Below are 18183 nucleotides of genomic sequence, written 5' to 3'. Positions count from 1 at the left end.
CTTTCCGCGCTGCCGGTCCTCACATCCGTTATTGCTTTTTGCCCCCGATGTCCTATAATACAATTTGTTTGGCAAGCGGAACGGCTGCGCCTTCCTTGTCCGGGTCGCGTCCGATTTAACGGAGACGTTAACAGAAATGGGTGGCGCGAAGCCTCGAAATTCTGTATCGTTAAATAGGCGGCGGCGTCCGCGGGCGCGCGGCAATCGGCATCCGTCCGGTTCGTTCGCCGGTCTTCCAAGCGTCCCGCTTAAGGCGGGGACAACCCTTCCGCCCATCGGGGGCGGATAACTCAATTACGTAAGAAGGAAGGGTTCGCTCATGTCCTCGATGGAACTGTGGTACACCGAGAAGCAAACCGACAATTTCGGCATTACGGCCAAAATCAAGCAAACGTACGTGCACGAACAGACGCAATTCCAGGAACTCGCGATGATCGAGACGGAAGAGTGGGGCAATATGCTCGTTCTCGACGGGATGGTCATGACGACTGTCCGCGACGAATTCGTCTATCATGAGATGGTCGCCCACCCGGCGCTGTTCACCCATCCGAATCCGGAGAACGTGCTCGTCGTGGGCGGCGGCGACGGCGGCGTCATTCGCGAAGTGCTCAAGCATCCGAAAGTCAAGAAGGCCGTGCTCGTCGACATCGACGGCAAAGTCATCGAATATTCCAAGCAATATTTGCCGTCTATCGCAGGCAAGCTCGAAGATCCCCGCGTCTCCGTTCAGGTGGACGACGGGTTCAAACATATTCACGATCATAAGAATACGTACGACGTCATTCTCGCCGACACGACGGAACCGGTCGGTCCGGCGGTTCACCTGTTCACCCGCGGCTTCTATCAGGGAATTTACGAATCGCTGAAGGAAGACGGCCTGTTCGTCGCGCAGACCGACAATCCGTGGTTCAAAGCCGATCTGATCCGCAGCGTCAACCGCGACGTGAAGGAAGTGTTCCCGATCGTCCGCGTCTACACGGCGAACATCCCGACGTACCCGAGCGGCTTGTGGACGTTCACGATGGGCAGCAAGAAGCACGATCCGCTGAACGTCAAACCGGAGGACATCGCCGAGCTCGATACGAAGTATTACACGCCGCGCCTGCACCAGGCCGCCTTCGCGCTGCCGAAGTTCGTCGAAGACCTGACCAAGTAATCGCCCGTTGAAAAAGGAGAGTTAGCGCCCCATGCGTCTCGACCAGAAATATTCCGGCAACGTCTTTATTCTCAGCACCGACGATTATGCCGCCTCCAAAGCCGTCATCTACGGCATGCCGATGGATTACACCGTCTCCTTCCGCCCCGGCTCCCGGTTCGGCCCCGGCCGCATCCGCGAAGCGTCGGTCGGGCTGGAGGAATACAGCCCGTACCTGGACCGCAGCCTCGAAGAGCTCGCCTACTTCGACGCCGGCGATCTGCTGCTCCCGTTCGGCAATCCGGGCCGCAGCCTGGATATCATCGCCGAGTATGTGCGCGGCGTGCTGGCCGACGGCAAGTTCCCGTTCGGCCTGGGCGGCGAGCATCTCGTCACCTGGCCGGTGCTGCAGGAGGTCCATAAGAAATATCCGGACCTCGCGATCATCCATATCGATGCGCATGCCGATCTGCGCGAGAGCTACGAAGGGGAGCCTCTGTCCCACTCGACGCCGATTCGCAAGGCGGCGAATCTGATCGGCGGCAAGAACGTGTACCAGTTCGGCATTCGTTCCGGCAGCCGCGAGGAATGGGCTTATGCGCGGGAGAATATCAACTTCAATCCGTTCGAAGTGGCCGAGCCGCTCCGCCGGGCGCTTCCGGAGCTGGCCGGCCGTCCGGTGTACGTGACGATCGACATCGACGTGCTGGATCCTTCGGCCGCTCCCGGCACCGGTACGGCCGAAGCGGGCGGCATTACGTCGAAGGAGCTGCTCGAGGCGGTTCATCTGATCGCCCGGTCGCAAGCGAAGATCGTCGGCGCGGACGTCGTCGAAGTCGCCCCGATCTATGACCCGACGGAACAGACGCCGATTACGGCATCCAAGCTGATCCGCGAAATGCTGCTCGGCTTCGTGAAATAGACCTTTGGACCCTTGCCCCCGGATCGGCAACGCTTCCGGGGTTTTTTGCGTTATTCTCCAAAAAAACGAATGTTCGGAAAAATGACATTGACGCTGCGAATATAAAGAAAATTGGAAATAAAAATCGCAAAAAACCTAACATAATTCCAAATAATTTTGAAATCCTTCTGAAAAATAAGGAAAAACGGCCCGGTTCTATGGTACAATATCTGACAATAGATAGAGACGAACTGGGAGGGAAGGGCTATGTTCGACTGGTTGGGATGGAAGAAAGGGATGCCCTTATGGTGGTCTTACCGACTGAACGCGAACAACAAGAAGGACGTAGAAAATATTTTTGAAGGCATCGCCGAGACGCGCATGCAGATTCTTCAAGATTGGACGAAGGAGACTTGGCGCCATCTGAGTCGTTTGCTGGATCAATTGCAATCGGTCGGACCGGGGGTGGCGCTGGACGGAACGGACGACAAGGACGCCTGGGACCGGCTGTTCGGGGCCAGCTACGCGAGAGCGGCGGATTTCACCGAGCTGTTCGTTCTGGATGCCGCCGGAACCGTCGCCTATTCGACGCACGTTCCTCACAAAGGACGGAATTATGACGGAAGCTCCTTGCTGGCTCGAGGAATAGATTACGTCCGGGGCGACGGCAAGGAGGCGCGCCGCTGTCTTTTCGGACCGTATCCCGACCCGCTGACGCTGGAGATCGGCTCTCGTTCCTCTCCTTTTCACGATAAGATGACCCTGATGTTCCTGCTTCCGATCCCGGCCGCGGACGGCTCGCTGACCGGCGCGCTGTGCGGACGGGTGCCGGGCGACGTGATCGGCGACCTGATTCAGCGGGAGTCCGGGCACGTGTACCCCGACTCGGGCGACAACTATCTGTTCATGGCGAAGCCGGGGCTCAATACGCACATCGCGCCCGGCACGGCGCTGTCGCGCAGCCGGTTCGAGGACCGGACGTTCACCCACGGGGAGAACCTTAAGGACGGCGTCACTACGGACTGGGGTATCGTCTCGGTCAAAGAACACACCGAACTGGAAATTTTGTTCACGGACCCGGCTACCGGCCAGCTGCATCCCGGAGTCGCGAACACGATTCGGAACGGCAGCAACTTGTTCGTCGAGTTCCCGGGGTATTCGGATTATCGGCATGTCCCCGTCATCGGCAAAGGGGTTACGTTCCAGCTCCCGCATTGTCCGGACGTGTGGGGGATGATGTGCGAAGGCGATCTGGAGGAGGTTTACCGGATTCGGAGCCTCTCGCTGCGCCAGATCCGTCCGATGCTGCAATGGTCGGCGCTCGCCGGGGTCCTGTCCGCGGCGGCCGCATTTGCGGCTTCGGGCCGGTGGTCTCCCGTCTGGGTAGGCGTCGCCGTGCTTGCGGTCTGTTGGATTTGCGGGCTAGCCGCCGCGGCTAATCTGCGATCAAGAAGCCAGAGGCGCGTCGTGGAGCCGCTGCGCAAGATCAGCCGATTCATTCGGATCAATGCCGAGGGAAAAGGAGATTTGACGCAGCGCATCGACGTTCGCGAGTTCGACAACGACGAGACGGGAGAACTGGCCAAGTGGATCAACAATATGATCGACTCGCTCGAAGGCATCATGCTGCGAGTGAAGCTGGCGTCGATGGACGTGGCCACGAGCCAGAAGCAGATGGGCGAATCGGCGGCCGTGACCGCGGAGTCGACCGAGCGCGCGAGCGGGCGGATTCACGATATGATCCGCAGCATTCGCCGCCAGCTTGAAGACATCGACGAGGCGAAGGTAGCGGCCAACGAGATGCGGCAGACGCTCCAGGCGCTGGAAGCGAATGCGTCGGAGCAGATCGCCGTCGCCCAAGGAGAAGTCGAGCGGATCGGGGACAAGATGTCCCAGATCTCCGAGAAGGTGGCCCGGACGAACGAGACGATCCGCATCTTCATGAACACGGCAGGGGAAATCCGCAGCGTGCTGGGCGTGATCGAGGAAATATCGGCGCAGACGAACCTGCTGGCGCTGAACGCTTCCATCGAGGCGGCGCGGGTCGGCGAGCACGGCAAGGGTTTCGCGGTCGTCGCCGCCGAGATCCGCAAGCTGGCGGATCAAACCCGCAGCTCGACGGTAGAAGTGCACGGGATCGTGGAGAAAATCTACGTGCATGCCCAGGAAGCCTATGCCTCGATGGAAGAGGGGACGCGCGTCGTGGCAGAAGGGACGGAGTTGGTATCGCTCGCCACGGATACGCTTACCGGCGCGAAGGCGGAGGATTCGCTCAAGACGCAGGTCGTCGACGAGGTTGTCGAACTGATGGAGAAGATCGCGACGATCAGCAAGGAGAACCGTTCGGCTTCCACCGAGGTCGAAGCGAAGATGAAGGAACTGATGACGGACATCGTCGGCGTCCGGCATACGGCCCACACCGTCCAAGGCATCACCTCCGTCATGAAGCAATTGGTCGGCCAATTCCGGCTGACCGAGACGCGCATTCGCTGACGGCGGGGACCTGCCTGTCAGATCCGTGATAGAATGGAAGCGAGTAGATGCGGACAAGCCGGAGAGGGGTAGCCATGGATTATGAGGTGAAAAAGAAGCTTCCGCCAATGGCTAAGAAGTCGGGATGGACGGTGGACGATTACTTCGAATTGCCCGAGGACGGCAACCAGTACGAGATCGTCGACGGGATTCTGGAGCTGAAGCCGTCGCCCACGACGGACCATCAGAGGGTCATTCGACACCTGGATGACGTCTTATCGGATACTTGCGAATCGGATTACATTATGATTCTTTCCCCGGTCGACGTCATTCTGTCGGAGCGGGAGACCCGGCAGCCTGATTTGCTGATGGTGCACCGCAGCCGCTCCGACATCGTCCGCAAGAACGGCGTGTACGGTCCGACCGATCTCGTCGTGGAGCTGCTCTCCCCGAACACCGCCAAGCGGGACCGCGTCATGAAGCTGAAGTCGTACGCCAAGTTCGGCGTACCGGAATATTGGATCGCCGATTACGAGCACCGGACCATCGAGCAGTACGCGCAGACTTCCCCCGGCGGACCCTATGAGCTGCTGAACGTGTTCGCCGCGGACGAGACCGTAACATCGGAACGGCTGCCTTGCGTGTCGTTTGTCGTGAAGGACGCGCTAAAGATTGTTTGAAAAGTCCGGACGATGTGGCCTCGTCGGCCGAGGAGCATCGCCCTGCCGTGGCTGATAGCGGCACGCCGTGCCGTAATAATCGCCATACGGCCGCCTGCCCGGGCGATAGTCGAAGCGCGGAATTGCTTTTACATCTCCTCCGGAGCTTCGATACCTAACAGGCCGAGGCCGCGCTTCAGCGTGGAGGCGACGGCCGAAGCGAGGCCGAGCTTGGACGCGATCTCGGCTTCGTCGGCGTCGCCGCCGAGGATGCGGCCGGCGTTGTAGAAGCGGTTGAAGCTCTGGGCCAGATCGAGCAGGAAACGGGCGACGAGGAACGGCTCGTTCTCCGCCACGGCTTCCCGAATGATCGGTTCGAAACGATCCAGGGTTTTCAAACATTCCCATGCCTCTTCGGACGCCAGATGAGCCCCGTTCACCGCATGCTTGCCGCGCAGCTCCTCGAACCGGCCGCGCCGAAGCAGCGCGCAAATCCTGGCATAAGCATACTGCACGTAGGGACCGGTCTCCCCATCGAAGCTGACGGCATCCTCCAGGTCGAAATCGACGGAAAGCTGGCGATGATGCTTCAGATCCCCGAATACAATGGCTCCTACCCCGACGGCCTGGGAGACTCGCTCTTTGTCCGGCAGCTCCGGGTTCTTCTCGTCGATGATCTGCCGCGCTCGCTGGACGGCTTCGTCCAGCACTTCTTCCAGGAAGACGACTTTGCCTTTGCGGGTCGACATCTTCTTCCCGTTCATCGTCATCAGGCCGAACGGAACGTGGCGGCATTCCGCGGACCAAGCATGGCCCATCTTGTCCAGAACGGCGAACACCTGCTGAAAATGCAGGCTTTGCTCGGCCCCGACCACGTACAGGATCGTGTCCGCCCCCAACACGTTCCGGCGGTAGAGCGCCGTCGCCAAATCTCTCACGGCGTAAATCGTCGAGCCGTCCTTTTTCAGAATCAGGCACGGCGGCATCCCGCGCTCCTCCAGCCGGACGATCCGGGCGCCGTCGTCCTCCTCCAGCAGCGACAGCTTCTCAAGCTCGTTCACGACGTCCGCGATCTTGTCGTTATAGAAGCTCTCGCCGGTCCAATGGTCGAAGCCGACGCCAAGCCGTTCATACACCCGGCGGAACTCCTTCGAACTCTCGTCGACGAAAAAACGCCACAGCCGAAGAGCCTCCGGATCCCCGCGCTCCAATTGCGCGAACGCCTCCCGGCCTTCCTCTTCCAAGGCGGGCTCCCGCTCGGCTTCCTCGTGAAATTTGACGTATAGCCGCAAACTCTCCCGAATCGGCTCCTTCCTCAGCGCTTCCCCGCTTCCCCATCTCCGGTACGCGGAGATCAGCTTGCCGAACTGCGTGCCCCAGTCTCCCAAGTGATTGACCGTGACGACTTCGTAACCGCACGCCCGGTACAGGTTCGCCAAGGCGTTGCCGATCATCGTCGAGCGCAAGTGCCCGACGCCGAACGGCTTGGCGATGTTTGGAGAAGACAGATCGATGACGACCCGCTGGCCGGAACCGAGACCGGACGATCCGTAATCCGCCGCGCGCGCCCGGTTTACAATATCGCTTTTCCAGTGGTCGGCCGCGAAAAACAAGTTCAGATACCCGCCGGCGGCAGCGGCCCGAATCTCCTCCGTGCCGCTAGCGTTGATCCGTTCCGCCAGGCCCTCCGCGATCGCTTGCGGAGCTTGCCGCCATGCCTTCACAAGCGGGAAGCAGGGCAGAGACAGATCGCCCATCTCCTTGCGCGGCGGAACCTCGAGACGGGAGAGCAGCTCCTCGGGCGGCATGGATACGTGCGGCGACAGCCATTCGGCGGCTCTGGACATCAGCATGTTCGTTCCTCCTCGTATAAAAATCAAAAATCCCCCGTCTCGCAAGAGACGGAGGATGAATTCCGCGGTACCACTCTTATGGCGTTCCCGGACAGGGAACCCACTCTGCGGGATAACGGCCCGTTGCCGGATCTCCCTACGAACCGCCTCAGGCGGCTTCGGGAAGCCGACTCCCGAGTGCGCTTCTCTCCGGTCCCGCGCCGGCTCTCACCCTTCCGGCTCGCTGAGGCGGGATGACCCGAAGATACTCTCTCGTTCATCGTCATTCGAATTATTTTATTCATTATAGCCAGCTCTCGCGCCGGCATACAACCCCCAAAATCATCATTTGAATTGCCCGGCCTATCTGTATATAGTAATAACAAGAGCAAAGGAGAGGAACGAATGCCGGAAAAACGGAGCGTCCGGATCGGTTTCGAGAGCCGGCAAGAGGATGGCGGGCAGCGGCTCCAACTGGAAGGAGAGCTGTACCGCATGCGTGCCGGATGGACGCTGGTGTACCGCGAGCCTCCGGACGAGAGCGGAGCGGCCGCCGCGAATACGCTGGTGATCGAAGGCGGGGAGCTGCGGCTCCGCCGCCGGGGTCAGATGCGGCTCGAGCAGAGATTCCGTCTGGGCGAGGCTTTGGCCGGGGAGCTGGAGACGCCGTACGGCCGTCACGAGGTGAAGGCGTTCACGTCCAGCCTGACGGTTCGGCTGGAGGAATTCAGCGGAACGGTCGAATGGGAATATGAGCTCAGAATGCAAGATCAACCGGTCGGAAGCTTCGGCATTCGGCTTGACATTCAGGAGGCATGAGTCAGAGATGAGCGTATTGGAACAACTTCGGGAAAAGGTGCGGACTTCGCTGGCGGACGCGGCGCTGGCGGCGGGGCTGGTCGCGGCGAAGGAGGAGCTGCCGGAGGTCGTGCTGGAGGCGCCCAAGGACAAGGCCCACGGCGACCTGGCGTCGAATCTGGCGATGCAGCTGACGAAGATCGCCCGGCGCAATCCGCGCCAGATCGCCGAGGCGATTCTGGACAAGCTGGATCGGGCGAGCGCATCGATCGTCTCCGCGGAGATCGCGGGGCCCGGCTTCCTTAACTTCCGCCTGGACAAGGCGAGCTTGTACCCCGTCATCGCCGAGGCGCGGGCTCAAGGCGACGATTACGGCCGGGGCTCCGCGGGACAAGGCCGGAAAATCCAGGTCGAATTCGTCAGCGCCAATCCGACGGGCAGCCTGCATCTGGGCCATGCGCGGGGCGCCGCGGTCGGCGACGTGCTATGCAACGTGTTGGACTTCGCGGGCTATGACGTGACCCGCGAATACTATATCAACGACGCCGGCAAGCAGGTCGCGAATCTGGCGGCTTCGATCGAGGCCCGTTACAAGCAGGCTCTCGGTCGGCAGGCCGACATGCCGGAAGACGGCTATTACGGCGAGGACATCGTCGGCTTCGCCAAAGAGCTGGCGGAGAAGGAAGGCGACCGGCTGTTGTCCCTCTCGGACGAAGAGAGGTTCCAATACTTTCGAAGCTACGGTCTCGAGAAAGAGCTGGACAAGATCAAGCGGGACCTCGCCCGCTTCGGCGTCCGCTTCGACGTCTGGTTCAGCGAGACGTCGCTGTACGAGAACGACCGCGTCGTCGCCGCCTTGGACGCGCTGCGGGCCCAGGGCTACGTTTACGAGGAAGACGGCGCGATCTGGCTGAAGACGACGGCGTTCGGGGACGACAAGGATCGCGTGCTCGTCAAGAACGACGGAAGCTACACCTACCTGACGCCCGACGTCGCTTACCATATGGATAAGTACGGCCGCGGCTTCGACCGGATGATCAACATCTGGGGCGCCGACCACCACGGCTACATTCCCCGGATGAAGGCGGCGATGGCCGCGTTGGGCAACGACCCGGACAAGCTGACCGTGCTCATCGCGCAGATGGTCAGCCTGTTCCAGAACGGCGAGAAGGTGAAGATGTCCAAGCGGACGGGCAAAGCGATCACGGTCGAGGATCTGATGGACGAGGTCGGCGTCGACGCCATTCGCTATTTCTTCACGATGCGGAGCATGGATACGCATCTCGACTTCGACATGGATCTGGCCGTCTCGACGTCGAACGAGAACCCGGTTTATTACGTGCAATATGCGCACGCCCGGATTTGCAGCATTTTCCGTCAGGCCGAGGAGCAGGGCATCGCGCTCGTTCCGGCCGGCGAAGCTCCGCTCGCGAAGCTGGCGACGGGGCACGAATTCGACTTGATCCGCAAGGTCGGCGAGCTGCCGGAAACGATCGCGGCGGCCGCGGCGGCCTATGCGCCGCACCAGATCATTCGCTACGTCTATGAACTGGCTGCGCTGCTGCACAGCTACTATCGGGCGGAGCGCGTCATGACCGAGGACGCGGAGCAGACGCAGGCGCGCCTGCAGCTGCTGGCGGCCGTTCGCGTCGCCCTGGCCGTCGGCCTGAAGCTGATCGGCGTGTCCGCGCCGGAGAAAATGTAAAACCCTCGCCGGGCTTCCCGCTACATTAGCTTGTCGGCGACCTGAAGCATTCGCGCGATGTCGAGCTCCCCGGTCTTCCGGGGAGCTTTCGCATTGCGGAGCGGCCGCTTCGATCGCTTCAGCACCGTCTTGACCTGCTCGGGCGTGAGACCCGGCTTGTGAGCCAGCAGCAGCGCGACCGCGCCGGTCACGTGCGACGTCGCCATGGAAGTGCCGCTCATCGTCTTGCGGTTGCCTCGCAGCCAGCAGGAATCGACTCTCTCTCCGGGGGCATAGATATCGACGGAGTCGCTGCGGTTGGTGAAGGAGGCGATCTCGCCCTTCCGGTTGATGGCGCCGACGGCGACCGTCTGCGGGTATTTCGCCGGATAATCGATCCGGCCCCGCTTGCCGTCGTTGCCTGAAGAAGCGACGATCAGCACGCCGGAGCGATACGCGTTGCTGACGGCGTTCAGGAGCGACTTGCTTCGGGTGCTCATGCCGAAGCTCATGTTGACGACGTCCATCCGGTTTCGCACGCACCAATCGATGCCGAGAATAATGTCGGAGACGTAAGCCGTACCGTTGTAGTCGAACGCCTTGATCGGATAAATGGCGGAGCGGGGGGCGACGCCGATCATGCCCTGCATCCGGTTGGCCGCGGCGATCGTGCCCGCGATGTGCGTGCCGTGACCGTTGTCGTCGTGCGGAAGCGCCGTCCGCTGCAGCAGGTTGATCCCGCGTTCCAGCGAATGCCGCAGGTCCGGATGGTCGAAGTCGACGCCCGTATCGATGACGCCTACCCGAACCCTGTGCCCGGTCGTACGGCTCCAGGCTTCGGGCGCGCGGATGCGGCGAACGCCCCACGGAATGCCGCTGTCCGCGGGGACGCGCTGCGCGGCCAAGATGGCGTGCGTGCTGACGCGGATGTCTTCTTCCCAGACGATGGCGCCGCCGAAAGAAACCGGCAGCCCTTCCGGAGGCACGGGACAGGAATAGGCACGGATGATGCCGAGGCGGCGGATTCCCCGCAGCGGCTTGCTGCCGGGGCGTTCCGCCCGAAGCGACCGGAGGAATCGCTTGTCGTCGTCCGGGTGGACGAACCGGAGAATTCTTCTGTCGGACGTTTTCTCCGAAGAGGAGAGGGAAGCTTTCAGCCATTCGAGAAAACCGCTGGTGTCCAAAGGAGCATCCCTCCCGGCGGATCATCTTCGGCATAGTATGTGGATGCCCCGGAGGGCGTATAGGGGACGGCCTCTTTTACCCGGAAATGGGCGTCGCCCGGTGTCAAAATCCGTCGCGTGTCATACGATAGAGGGAGAGTTTCCCGGAGAGACTCTTATCGCGCGCCGGTTTCTTCTACGGGGGGCGGCGGGGGATACAGTCGAAAAGCGAAGGCGGTCTCCTAGCGGAACCGCCTTCGTTTTTTCGCGCGATCCCGGCTTGTCCGTCCGCTTCTGGGGGGGCGCTTGCATTTTCGCAAAAAATACGGTTAACTATAGGTTGATACCGATTCGGACGATCGTCATGTTTAACATAAAGAGAGGATGAGCGCTAGCGTGAGTGCGGAATACGCTCTGAAATTCGATGCGGAGAAAATTCGGGAAATGCCGATGGTCGACCTTGCCTTCGAAGTTTTGAAGGCGGCCAACACTCCGTTCTACTATCGCGATCTCATGATGGAGATTGCCAAGATCCGGGGCTTCTCGGAAGAACAAATCAACGAAGTGATCGCCTCGTTGTATACGGAGATTAACATCGACGGGCGATTCGCCTGCGTCGGGGGCAACGTCTGGGGCCTCAAGCGCTGGTACCCGGTCGAACGCTCCGACGACGCGGTGGCGGGCGGCGCGAAGCGGCCTCGCATCATCAACGACGACGACGATCTCGACGACGAGGATCTGTACGGCGAGGATGAAGAGGAGACCTTCACTTCGGACGACGAGAATTACGATCTGTTCGACGAAGAGCGCGAGGAGTTGTTCGACGAAGGCGAGGAAGCCGCGGAAGTCGACGACGAAGTCGCGATCGACGAGGAAGACGATTCCGGCATCGAAGAAGAGATCGACGAGGAAGAAGAGGAAGAAATCGAGGAAGAAGACGAAGAATTCGAGGATTCCGAGGAAGAAGAAGAGGATTAAGAAGCCCCTCCTGCGGGCTTGACACCTCACCTGCGAGACGTTAAACTTATGCTTGGGCTTTTGAAGCATGCTTTTCCTATAGGTTAAAGATTAAAAAGTGCCCCCAATTTTTTTGGGTGACACTTTTTTGTTTTGCCCGCATCGTCCGGGTCGGAGGGAAAGATCCGGGCAGTTGCGGGAACGCTAAAGAGCATGCCGAGAGCATAGGGGCAGGAGGTTTCATACAGGGTGACCAAATATATATTCGTAACGGGCGGAGTCGTGTCCTCGCTGGGCAAGGGGATCACCGCCGCTTCGCTCGGCAGGCTTCTCAAGAATCGCGGATTGAAAGTGACGATTCAAAAGTTCGACCCTTATATTAACGTCGATCCGGGCACGATGAGCCCGTATCAGCACGGGGAAGTGTTCGTAACCGACGACGGCGCCGAGACCGATCTGGACCTCGGACACTACGAACGGTTCATCGACATCAACTTATCGAAGAACAGCAACGTGACGACGGGCAAGATCTATTCGACGGTCATCAGCAAGGAGCGCCGGGGCGAATACCTGGGCGGCACGGTGCAGGTCATTCCGCACATCACGAACGAGATCAAGGACCGCGTGTTCCGTGCGGGACGCGAGACCGGCTCGGACGTCGTCATCACCGAGATCGGCGGCACGGTCGGAGATATCGAGAGCTTGCCGTTCCTCGAAGCGATCCGGCAGATCAAAAGCGACATCGGCCGCAACAACGTCATGTACATTCACGTTACGCTCATTCCTTACATCAAGGCGGCCGGCGAAGTGAAGACGAAGCCGACCCAGCATAGCGTCAAGGAACTGCGCAGTATCGGCATCCAGCCGAACGTCATCGTCTGCCGTACCGAGTACCCGCTGGCGGAAGACCTGAAGCGCAAGATCGCGCTGTTCTGCGACATCGATGCGGATGCGGTCATCGAGTGCCGCGACGCATCCACGCTTTACGAGGTGCCGCTGATGCTCCAGGAGCAGGGGCTTGACGATTACGTCGTCGAGCATCTCGGCCTGGACCACGCGGCGCCGTCGGCGGAGATGACCGAATGGGAAGCGCTGGTGAAGCGTGTGAAGTCGCTGGCGAAGACGACCGAGATCGCCATCGTCGGCAAGTACGTGGCGCTGCACGACGCCTACCTGAGCATCGTCGAGTCGCTCGGCCACGCCGGCATCGACGCCGACGCGGAAGTGAACATCCGGTGGGTGAACGCGGAGGAGATTACCCCGCAGAACGTGGAGGAAAGGCTGTCCGGCGTGGACGGCATTCTCGTGCCCGGAGGTTTCGGAGACCGGGGCATCGAGGGCAAGATCACGGCCATTCGCTACGCCCGGGAGCGCGGCGTTCCGTTCTTCGGCATCTGCCTCGGCATGCAGGTAGCCGTCATCGAACTGGCTCGCTCCAGGGCCGGCCTCGACGGCGCGAACAGCTCGGAGATCCATCCGGCTACGCCTCATCCGGTCATCGACCTGCTGCCGGAACAGAAGGACATCGAAGACATGGGCGGCACGATGCGTCTCGGCTTGTATCCCTGCAAGCTGGTGCCGGGCAGTCTGGCCGCGCAGTGCTACGGCGAGGAACTCGTGTACGAGCGTCACCGCCACCGCTACGAATTCAACAACGAATACCGCGAACGGATCGAATCGGCGGGCCTTCGCATTTCCGGCACTTCGCCGGACGGGCGGCTGGTCGAGATGGTGGAGCTCCCGGATCACCCATGGTTCCTGGCGGTGCAATTCCATCCGGAATTTACCTCGCGTCCGAACCGGCCGCAGCCGCTGTTCCGCGAATTCGTCAAAGCCGCTCTTAACCGGTCGGGACATTGATATTTTCCCGATTGCCGGCACGGCGCTCTGGTGCAAACCGGGGCGCCTTTCACTTTTTTCCATGGAGAATGAAGGAATTCGCGGACCTCATCTCGAATACGGGTTAGATACGGATTTGGAGAAACGGAGGATGTGGCGAAATGGGAAGAAAAAAACTGCTTATCGTTGACGACCAGATCGGAATCCGTATTTTGCTGCTGGAAGTGTTTGCGACGGAAGGGTACGAGACGTTTCAGGCCGCGAACGGCCGAGCCGCTCTCGAGATTGTCCGCAACCACGCGCCGGACCTTGTGCTGCTGGACATGAAGATCCCGGGAATGGACGGCCTGGAGATCCTCAAGAAGATCAAGGAGATGAACCGCGAGATCAAGGTCATCATGATGACCGCGTATGGCGAACTCGACATGATCAAGGAAGCGACGGACCTGGGCGCGTTGATGCACTTTACCAAACCGTTTGATATCGACGAGATGAGAATTGCCGTGAATATGCAATTGGGAGACGACGGGCCTCCTTCACGATACGCGATCGGCACTTAAGGCGAGAGGGAGGGGGCAGGTGCGTTCCGGGTACTCCTCGCGCGTATTTACACCCAAAAGTCTTTTTGTGCTATAATAACGCAGTATGCAGGTCGCGTCGCCGATGCGACTTATTTGAAGCGCAGGAGGAATTGCATCATGCCACTCGTATCCATGAATGAGTTTTTGCCCAAGGCGAAGGCAAACAAGTTTGCCGTAGGTCAGTTCAACATGAACAACCTCGAATTTGCCCAGGCGATTACGGACGCAGCAATCGAAGAGAAGTCCCCCTTCATCTTCGGTGTCAGCGAAGGCGCCTTGAAGTATATGGGGATCGAATACACGGTTGCGATCGCGGAAGCGGCCGCCAAGAAGTCCGGTCTGCCGATCGCTCTTCATCTTGACCACGGAAGCAACTTCGACATCGCAATGAAATGTATTCGCGCCGGCTTCTCTTCCGTCATGTTCGACGGATCCCATCATCCGTATGAAGAGAACATCAAGCTGACCAAAGAGATCGTCAAAGCCGCTCACGCGATGGGCGTATCCGTCGAAGGCGAGCTCGGCACGATCGGCGGCGTCGAAGACGACCTGAGCGTGGACGAAGCAAGCGCACAATTGGCCAAGCCGGAAGAAGCCATCCGCTTCTACGAAGAGACGGGCGTCGACGCGCTGGCGATCGCGGTCGGAACGGCTCACGGCATGTACAAAGGCGAAGTCAAGATCCACTATGACATCATCGAAGCGGTTGTCGCGAAGATTCCGGTTCCGATCGTTCTTCACGGCGGCTCCGGCGTACCGGACGACATGATTCGCAAAGCGATCCAAGCGGGCGCCGGCAAGATCAACGTCAATACCGAGAACCAAGTCGCTTGCACCGCGCAAATTCGCGAAGTCCTCGCCAAAGACGCGAACGTTATCGACCCCCGCAAGTATTTGACTCCTGCCCGCGCGGCCATGAAGCAAGTCGTTCAAGAGAAGATCCGTCTTTTCGGCAGCAGCAACCAAGCTTAATTCTGTGCCTGGCGCATATCGACATCCGAAGGCGGCTTCGCGCCGGACAAGCCTTCGGAAGCGGCTATGCCTTCCGATATGGGAAAACGTCGTTCGGCGTTTTCCCTTTCCTTCATTGTATCGGCGCGACCTCCGTCCCCGGTGCATGAGCAGCAGACGAGGAGGACCGTGCATTAATGGATAAATTGATGATACGCGGGGGCCGCCCGCTCCGAGGGACGGTTGGCATCAGCGGAGCGAAGAACAGCGCGATCGCGCTGCTTCCGGCCGCGATCCTTGCGGAATCGGAAGTTCGTCTTGACAACCTTCCGCATTTGAGCGATGTGGAGATTTACATCGAATTGCTAGAAGAATTGGGCTGCAAGGTCAACTGGACAGCCGACACGATGTCGATCGACCCTTCCCGCATGATCTCCAAGCCGATGCCCAACGGGCGCGTCAAGCTGCTGCGGGCTTCCTATTACTTGATGGGAGCGCTGCTCGGCCGCTTCGGAGAAGCGACGATCGGCATGCCGGGAGGCTGCAACTTCGAACCGCGTCCCATCGACCAGCATATCAAAGGATTCGAGGCGCTTGGAGCGGTCGTAACTAACGAACATGGAGCCATCCGCATACGGGCCAAAGAACTCCGCGGGGCTAAAATATATTTGGACGTCGTCAGCGTGGGCGCCACCATCAATATCATGCTGGCAGCTTCCCGCGCCAAAGGCTCCACCGTCATCGAGAACGCGGCCAAGGAGCCGGAAATCATCGACGTGGCCACGCTGCTCAACTCCATGGGCGCCCGCATCAAGGGAGCGGGAACGGAGACGATCCGCATTGAAGGCGTAGACAGCCTGCATGGGTGCCGCCACTCTATCATTCCCGATCGCATTCAAGCCGGAACGTACATGATCGCCGCAGCGGCGACCCGCGGCGACGTCCTCATCGACAACATTATTCCCAAGCACCTGGAAGCGTTGACGGCCAAGCTGCAGGAAATGGGCGTGCACGTATACGAGATGGACGAAGCGATCCGCGTCGTCGGCCAACCGACCTATGAAGCGGTCGACGTGAAGGCGCTCGTCTACCCCGGCTTCGCCACCGATCTTCAGTCCCCGATGACCAGCCTGCTCGCCCAGGCGAGCGGAGTCAGCATTTTGTCCGACTACGTCTACAGCAACCGATTCAAGCATGTCCCGGAGCTGACGCGCATGGGCGCCCAGATTCGGGTGGAAGGCCGATCGGCCATTATCGAGGGCGGCCGGCTCAACGCCGCGAAGGTGCGGGCGGCCGATCTTCGCGCCGGAGCCGCACTGGCCGTAGCCGCGCTTACGATAGAAGACGGAACGACGGAAATTACCGGAACGGAATACATCGACCGGGGCTACGAGCGGTTGGTGGAGCATTTGAGCGATTTAGGCGCCGAGGTATGGCGCGAAGGGTGATCCGGCCGCGGCCGGATCGCTCCACTCGGATAATAAAGTGGGGATTGTATTGACAGATCTCATGATGGCGGACCTGGAGAATCTGACGCTCAGCGAGCTGACGAGGCTGGCCAAGAACCACCAGGTGCCCGCGTACAGTCAGATGAAGAAGAAGGAGCTTATCGTGGCCATCCTGCGAGCGCAGGCGGAACGAAGCGGCCTTATGTTCATGGAGGGCGTGCTGGAAGTTCTCCCCGAAGGGTATGGCTTCCTGCGCCCGATCAACTATTTGCCCAGCGCGGAAGACATCTACATCTCCGCATCCCAGATTCGCAAGTTCGACCTGCGGACGGGCGATCTGGTGTCCGGCAAATGCCGCGCGCCGAAGGAGAGCGAACGCTATTTCGGACTGCTGCAGGTGAACGCCGTCAACGGCGAATCGCCGGAGACCGCCGCCGAACGCCTCCATTTTCCCGCACTGACCCCGCTCTTCCCGGAACAAAAGCTCGTTCTCGAGACGACTCCCACCCGTTTGTCGACCCGCATCATGGATTTGCTCGCGCCCGTCGGCCTTGGCCAGCGCGGCCTGGTCGTCGCGCCGCCGAAGGCCGGCAAGACGCTGCTGCTTAAGGAGATTGCCAACAGCATCTCCGCGAACCGTCCGGACATCGACCTGTTCGTGCTGCTGATCGACGAACGGCCGGAGGAAGTGACGGATATGCAGCGTTCGGTGCGGGGAGAAGTGGTCGCATCGACGTTCGACGAAGTGCCGGAGCATCACATCAAGGTGGCGGAGCTCGTGCTGGAGCGGGCGCTGCGCCTCGTCGAGCACAAGCGCGACGTCGTCATTCTGCTGGACAGCATCACCCGGCTGGCCCGCGCGTACAACCTGGTCATCCCGCCGTCCGGCCGCACGTTGTCCGGGGGCGTCGATCCGGCCGCGTTCCACCGGCCGAAACGATTTTTCGGCGCGGCTCGCAACGTGGAGGAAGGCGGCAGCCTGACGATCCTGGCAACGGCGTTGATCGAGACGGGTTCGCGAATGGACGACGTTATCTACGAGGAATTCAAGGGAACTGGCAACATGGAGCTGCACCTGGACCGCAAGCTGGCGGAACGGCGCATCTTCCCGGCTCTCGATATCCGCCGTTCGGGCACGCGGCGCGAAGAGATGCTGCTGTCCAAGGAAGAACTGGACAAAGTATGGGCGATCCGCAAGGGCATGAACGATTCGATCGAATTCGTCGACCAGTTCCTGCGCAAGCTGTCCAATACGAAAACGAACCGGGAATTTCTCGATTCGCTCGATACATCCGGCGTGGGCACCAACGGAAGCGGCGGCGGCCACAGCGGCAACGGAAGCAGCGGCGGAGGATATAACGGCAACGGTTCTTCCGGCAACCGCCCCCGTGTCGGCTCGTCCTATTCGCCTAGCACGGGCTCCGGCCAGGGCTCCCCGCGTCCCGGCGGCTCCCAGATGGGCTCGCGTCCGCCGATGGGCTCCGGACAGCGGACCGGCGGCTACAGCTCGCCCGCGTCCGGCGGCTCCTACGGCGGAGGCATGAACGGCTCGCGCCCGTCTGGCTCGACATCCGGCGGCTATTCGCAGTCGGCAAGCGCGGGGACGGGCGGCATGGGCAGCTCCGCCGCCCGTCCGACGCCTTCGGCCGGCACACCGGCCTCGGGAACCGGCGGCGCCGGCGCGTCCCAGGCGGCGCCGTCCGCAAGCGGCGGCGCCGCGCCGGCGAGCCGCGACGCCGGCTCCGCGGCGGCGACCCCGGCGC

General features: G+C 60.7%; 13 protein-coding genes, 1 pseudogene and 1 other annotated feature. Of the genes and pseudogenes, 12 read left to right on the top strand and 2 right to left on the bottom strand.

The features are described from left to right. Positions 1–328 precede the first annotated feature (328 nt). From speE to H7C18_RS22880, 4 genes are all read left to right on the top strand, one after another. The gene (gene speE / locus H7C18_RS22895; RefSeq protein WP_185131658.1) at positions 329–1156 is read left to right on the top strand and encodes a polyamine aminopropyltransferase; all 828 of its coding nucleotides are present in this window, start codon (positions 329–331) and stop codon (positions 1154–1156) included. Between the two features lie 31 nt (positions 1157–1187). Further along, positions 1188–2057: an agmatinase gene (speB, locus tag H7C18_RS22890; protein ID WP_185131439.1), complete on the top strand. Its 870-nt coding sequence runs from the start codon at positions 1188–1190 to the stop codon at positions 2055–2057. A gap of 246 nt (positions 2058–2303) precedes the next feature. Then, positions 2304–4529 carry a methyl-accepting chemotaxis protein gene (locus H7C18_RS22885; protein WP_185131438.1) on the top strand — a complete coding sequence of 742 codons (2226 nt, stop codon included), beginning with the start codon at positions 2304–2306 and terminating at the stop codon, positions 4527–4529. Positions 4530–4636: 107 nt separating this feature from the next. Beyond that, complete coding sequence (locus H7C18_RS22880) at positions 4637–5188, top strand: Uma2 family endonuclease (protein ID WP_238357896.1); 552 nt, start codon at positions 4637–4639, stop codon at positions 5186–5188. 128 nt (positions 5189–5316) lie between these two features. Here H7C18_RS22880 and argS (H7C18_RS22875) read toward each other — a convergent pair whose 3' ends face one another. Further along, positions 5317–7020, bottom strand: coding sequence for an arginine--tRNA ligase (gene argS / locus H7C18_RS22875; RefSeq protein WP_185131436.1), 1704 nt, complete (start codon positions 7018–7020; stop codon positions 5317–5319). 41 nt (positions 7021–7061) lie between these two features. Next, positions 7062–7289, bottom strand: a binding site (T-box leader). 115 nt (positions 7290–7404) lie between these two features. On the opposite strand from argS (H7C18_RS22875), the gene H7C18_RS22870 reads away from it, so the two are divergent. Continuing rightward, positions 7405–7818: a YwiB family protein gene (locus tag H7C18_RS22870; RefSeq protein WP_185131435.1), complete on the top strand. Its 414-nt coding sequence runs from the start codon at positions 7405–7407 to the stop codon at positions 7816–7818. Between the two features lie 7 nt (positions 7819–7825). After that, positions 7826–9502 carry an arginine--tRNA ligase gene (gene argS, locus H7C18_RS22865; protein ID WP_185131434.1) on the top strand — a complete coding sequence of 559 codons (1677 nt, stop codon included), beginning with the start codon at positions 7826–7828 and terminating at the stop codon, positions 9500–9502. Positions 9503–9522: 20 nt separating this feature from the next. Here the strand turns inward: argS (H7C18_RS22865) and H7C18_RS22860 are convergent, their stop codons facing one another. Further along, positions 9523–10665: a S8 family peptidase gene (locus tag H7C18_RS22860; protein WP_185131433.1), complete on the bottom strand. Its 1143-nt coding sequence runs from the start codon at positions 10663–10665 to the stop codon at positions 9523–9525. Positions 10666–11040: 375 nt separating this feature from the next. On the opposite strand from H7C18_RS22860, the gene rpoE reads away from it, so the two are divergent. From rpoE to rho, 6 genes and pseudogenes are all read left to right on the top strand, one after another. Then, entirely contained in the window at positions 11041–11622 is a 582-nt protein-coding gene (gene rpoE / locus H7C18_RS22855) for a DNA-directed RNA polymerase subunit delta (protein WP_185131432.1), read from the top strand. Between the two features lie 228 nt (positions 11623–11850). Further along, positions 11851–13461, top strand: a complete 1611-nt coding sequence (locus H7C18_RS22850) for a CTP synthase (protein ID WP_185131431.1) — start codon at positions 11851–11853, stop codon at positions 13459–13461. 140 nt (positions 13462–13601) lie between these two features. Further along, the gene (locus H7C18_RS22845; RefSeq protein ID WP_185131430.1) at positions 13602–14000 is read left to right on the top strand and encodes a response regulator; all 399 of its coding nucleotides are present in this window, start codon (positions 13602–13604) and stop codon (positions 13998–14000) included. A gap of 138 nt (positions 14001–14138) precedes the next feature. Beyond that, entirely contained in the window at positions 14139–14993 is an 855-nt protein-coding gene (gene fba / locus H7C18_RS22840) for a class II fructose-1,6-bisphosphate aldolase (RefSeq protein WP_185131429.1), read from the top strand. Positions 14994–15169: 176 nt separating this feature from the next. Next, a complete protein-coding gene (locus tag H7C18_RS22835) occupies positions 15170–16420 on the top strand; it encodes a UDP-N-acetylglucosamine 1-carboxyvinyltransferase (RefSeq protein WP_185131428.1) in 1251 nt (416 codons plus the stop codon). Positions 16421–16481: 61 nt separating this feature from the next. Beyond that, positions 16482–17822: pseudogene (gene rho, locus H7C18_RS22830) on the top strand (transcription termination factor Rho); the annotation flags it as partial. Between the last annotated feature and the right edge of the window lie 361 nt (positions 17823–18183).

The organism is Cohnella zeiphila (assembly GCF_014212055.1).
GTDB lineage: Bacteria > Bacillota > Bacilli > Paenibacillales > Paenibacillaceae > Cohnella > Cohnella zeiphila.
This window is presented reverse-complemented; position numbering and strand designations above follow the sequence as displayed.

Excerpts from the sequence above, each read along its gene's own strand:
- speE (WP_185131658.1), top strand. The coding sequence starts at position 329 with ATGGAACTGTGGTACACCGAGAAGCAAACCGACAATTTCGGCATTACG.
- speB (WP_185131439.1), top strand. The coding sequence starts at position 1,188 with ATGCGTCTCGACCAGAAATATTCCGGCAACGTCTTTATTCTCAGCACC.
- H7C18_RS22885 (WP_185131438.1), top strand. The coding sequence starts at position 2,304 with ATGTTCGACTGGTTGGGATGGAAGAAAGGGATGCCCTTATGGTGGTCT.
- H7C18_RS22880 (WP_238357896.1), top strand. The coding sequence starts at position 4,637 with ATGGCTAAGAAGTCGGGATGGACGGTGGACGATTACTTCGAATTGCCC.
- argS (WP_185131436.1), bottom strand. The coding sequence starts at position 7,020 with ATGCTGATGTCCAGAGCCGCCGAATGGCTGTCGCCGCACGTATCCATG.
- H7C18_RS22870 (WP_185131435.1), top strand. The coding sequence starts at position 7,405 with ATGCCGGAAAAACGGAGCGTCCGGATCGGTTTCGAGAGCCGGCAAGAG.
- argS (WP_185131434.1), top strand. The coding sequence starts at position 7,826 with ATGAGCGTATTGGAACAACTTCGGGAAAAGGTGCGGACTTCGCTGGCG.
- H7C18_RS22845 (WP_185131430.1), top strand. The coding sequence starts at position 13,602 with ATGGGAAGAAAAAAACTGCTTATCGTTGACGACCAGATCGGAATCCGT.
- fba (WP_185131429.1), top strand. The coding sequence starts at position 14,139 with ATGCCACTCGTATCCATGAATGAGTTTTTGCCCAAGGCGAAGGCAAAC.
- H7C18_RS22835 (WP_185131428.1), top strand. The coding sequence starts at position 15,170 with ATGGATAAATTGATGATACGCGGGGGCCGCCCGCTCCGAGGGACGGTT.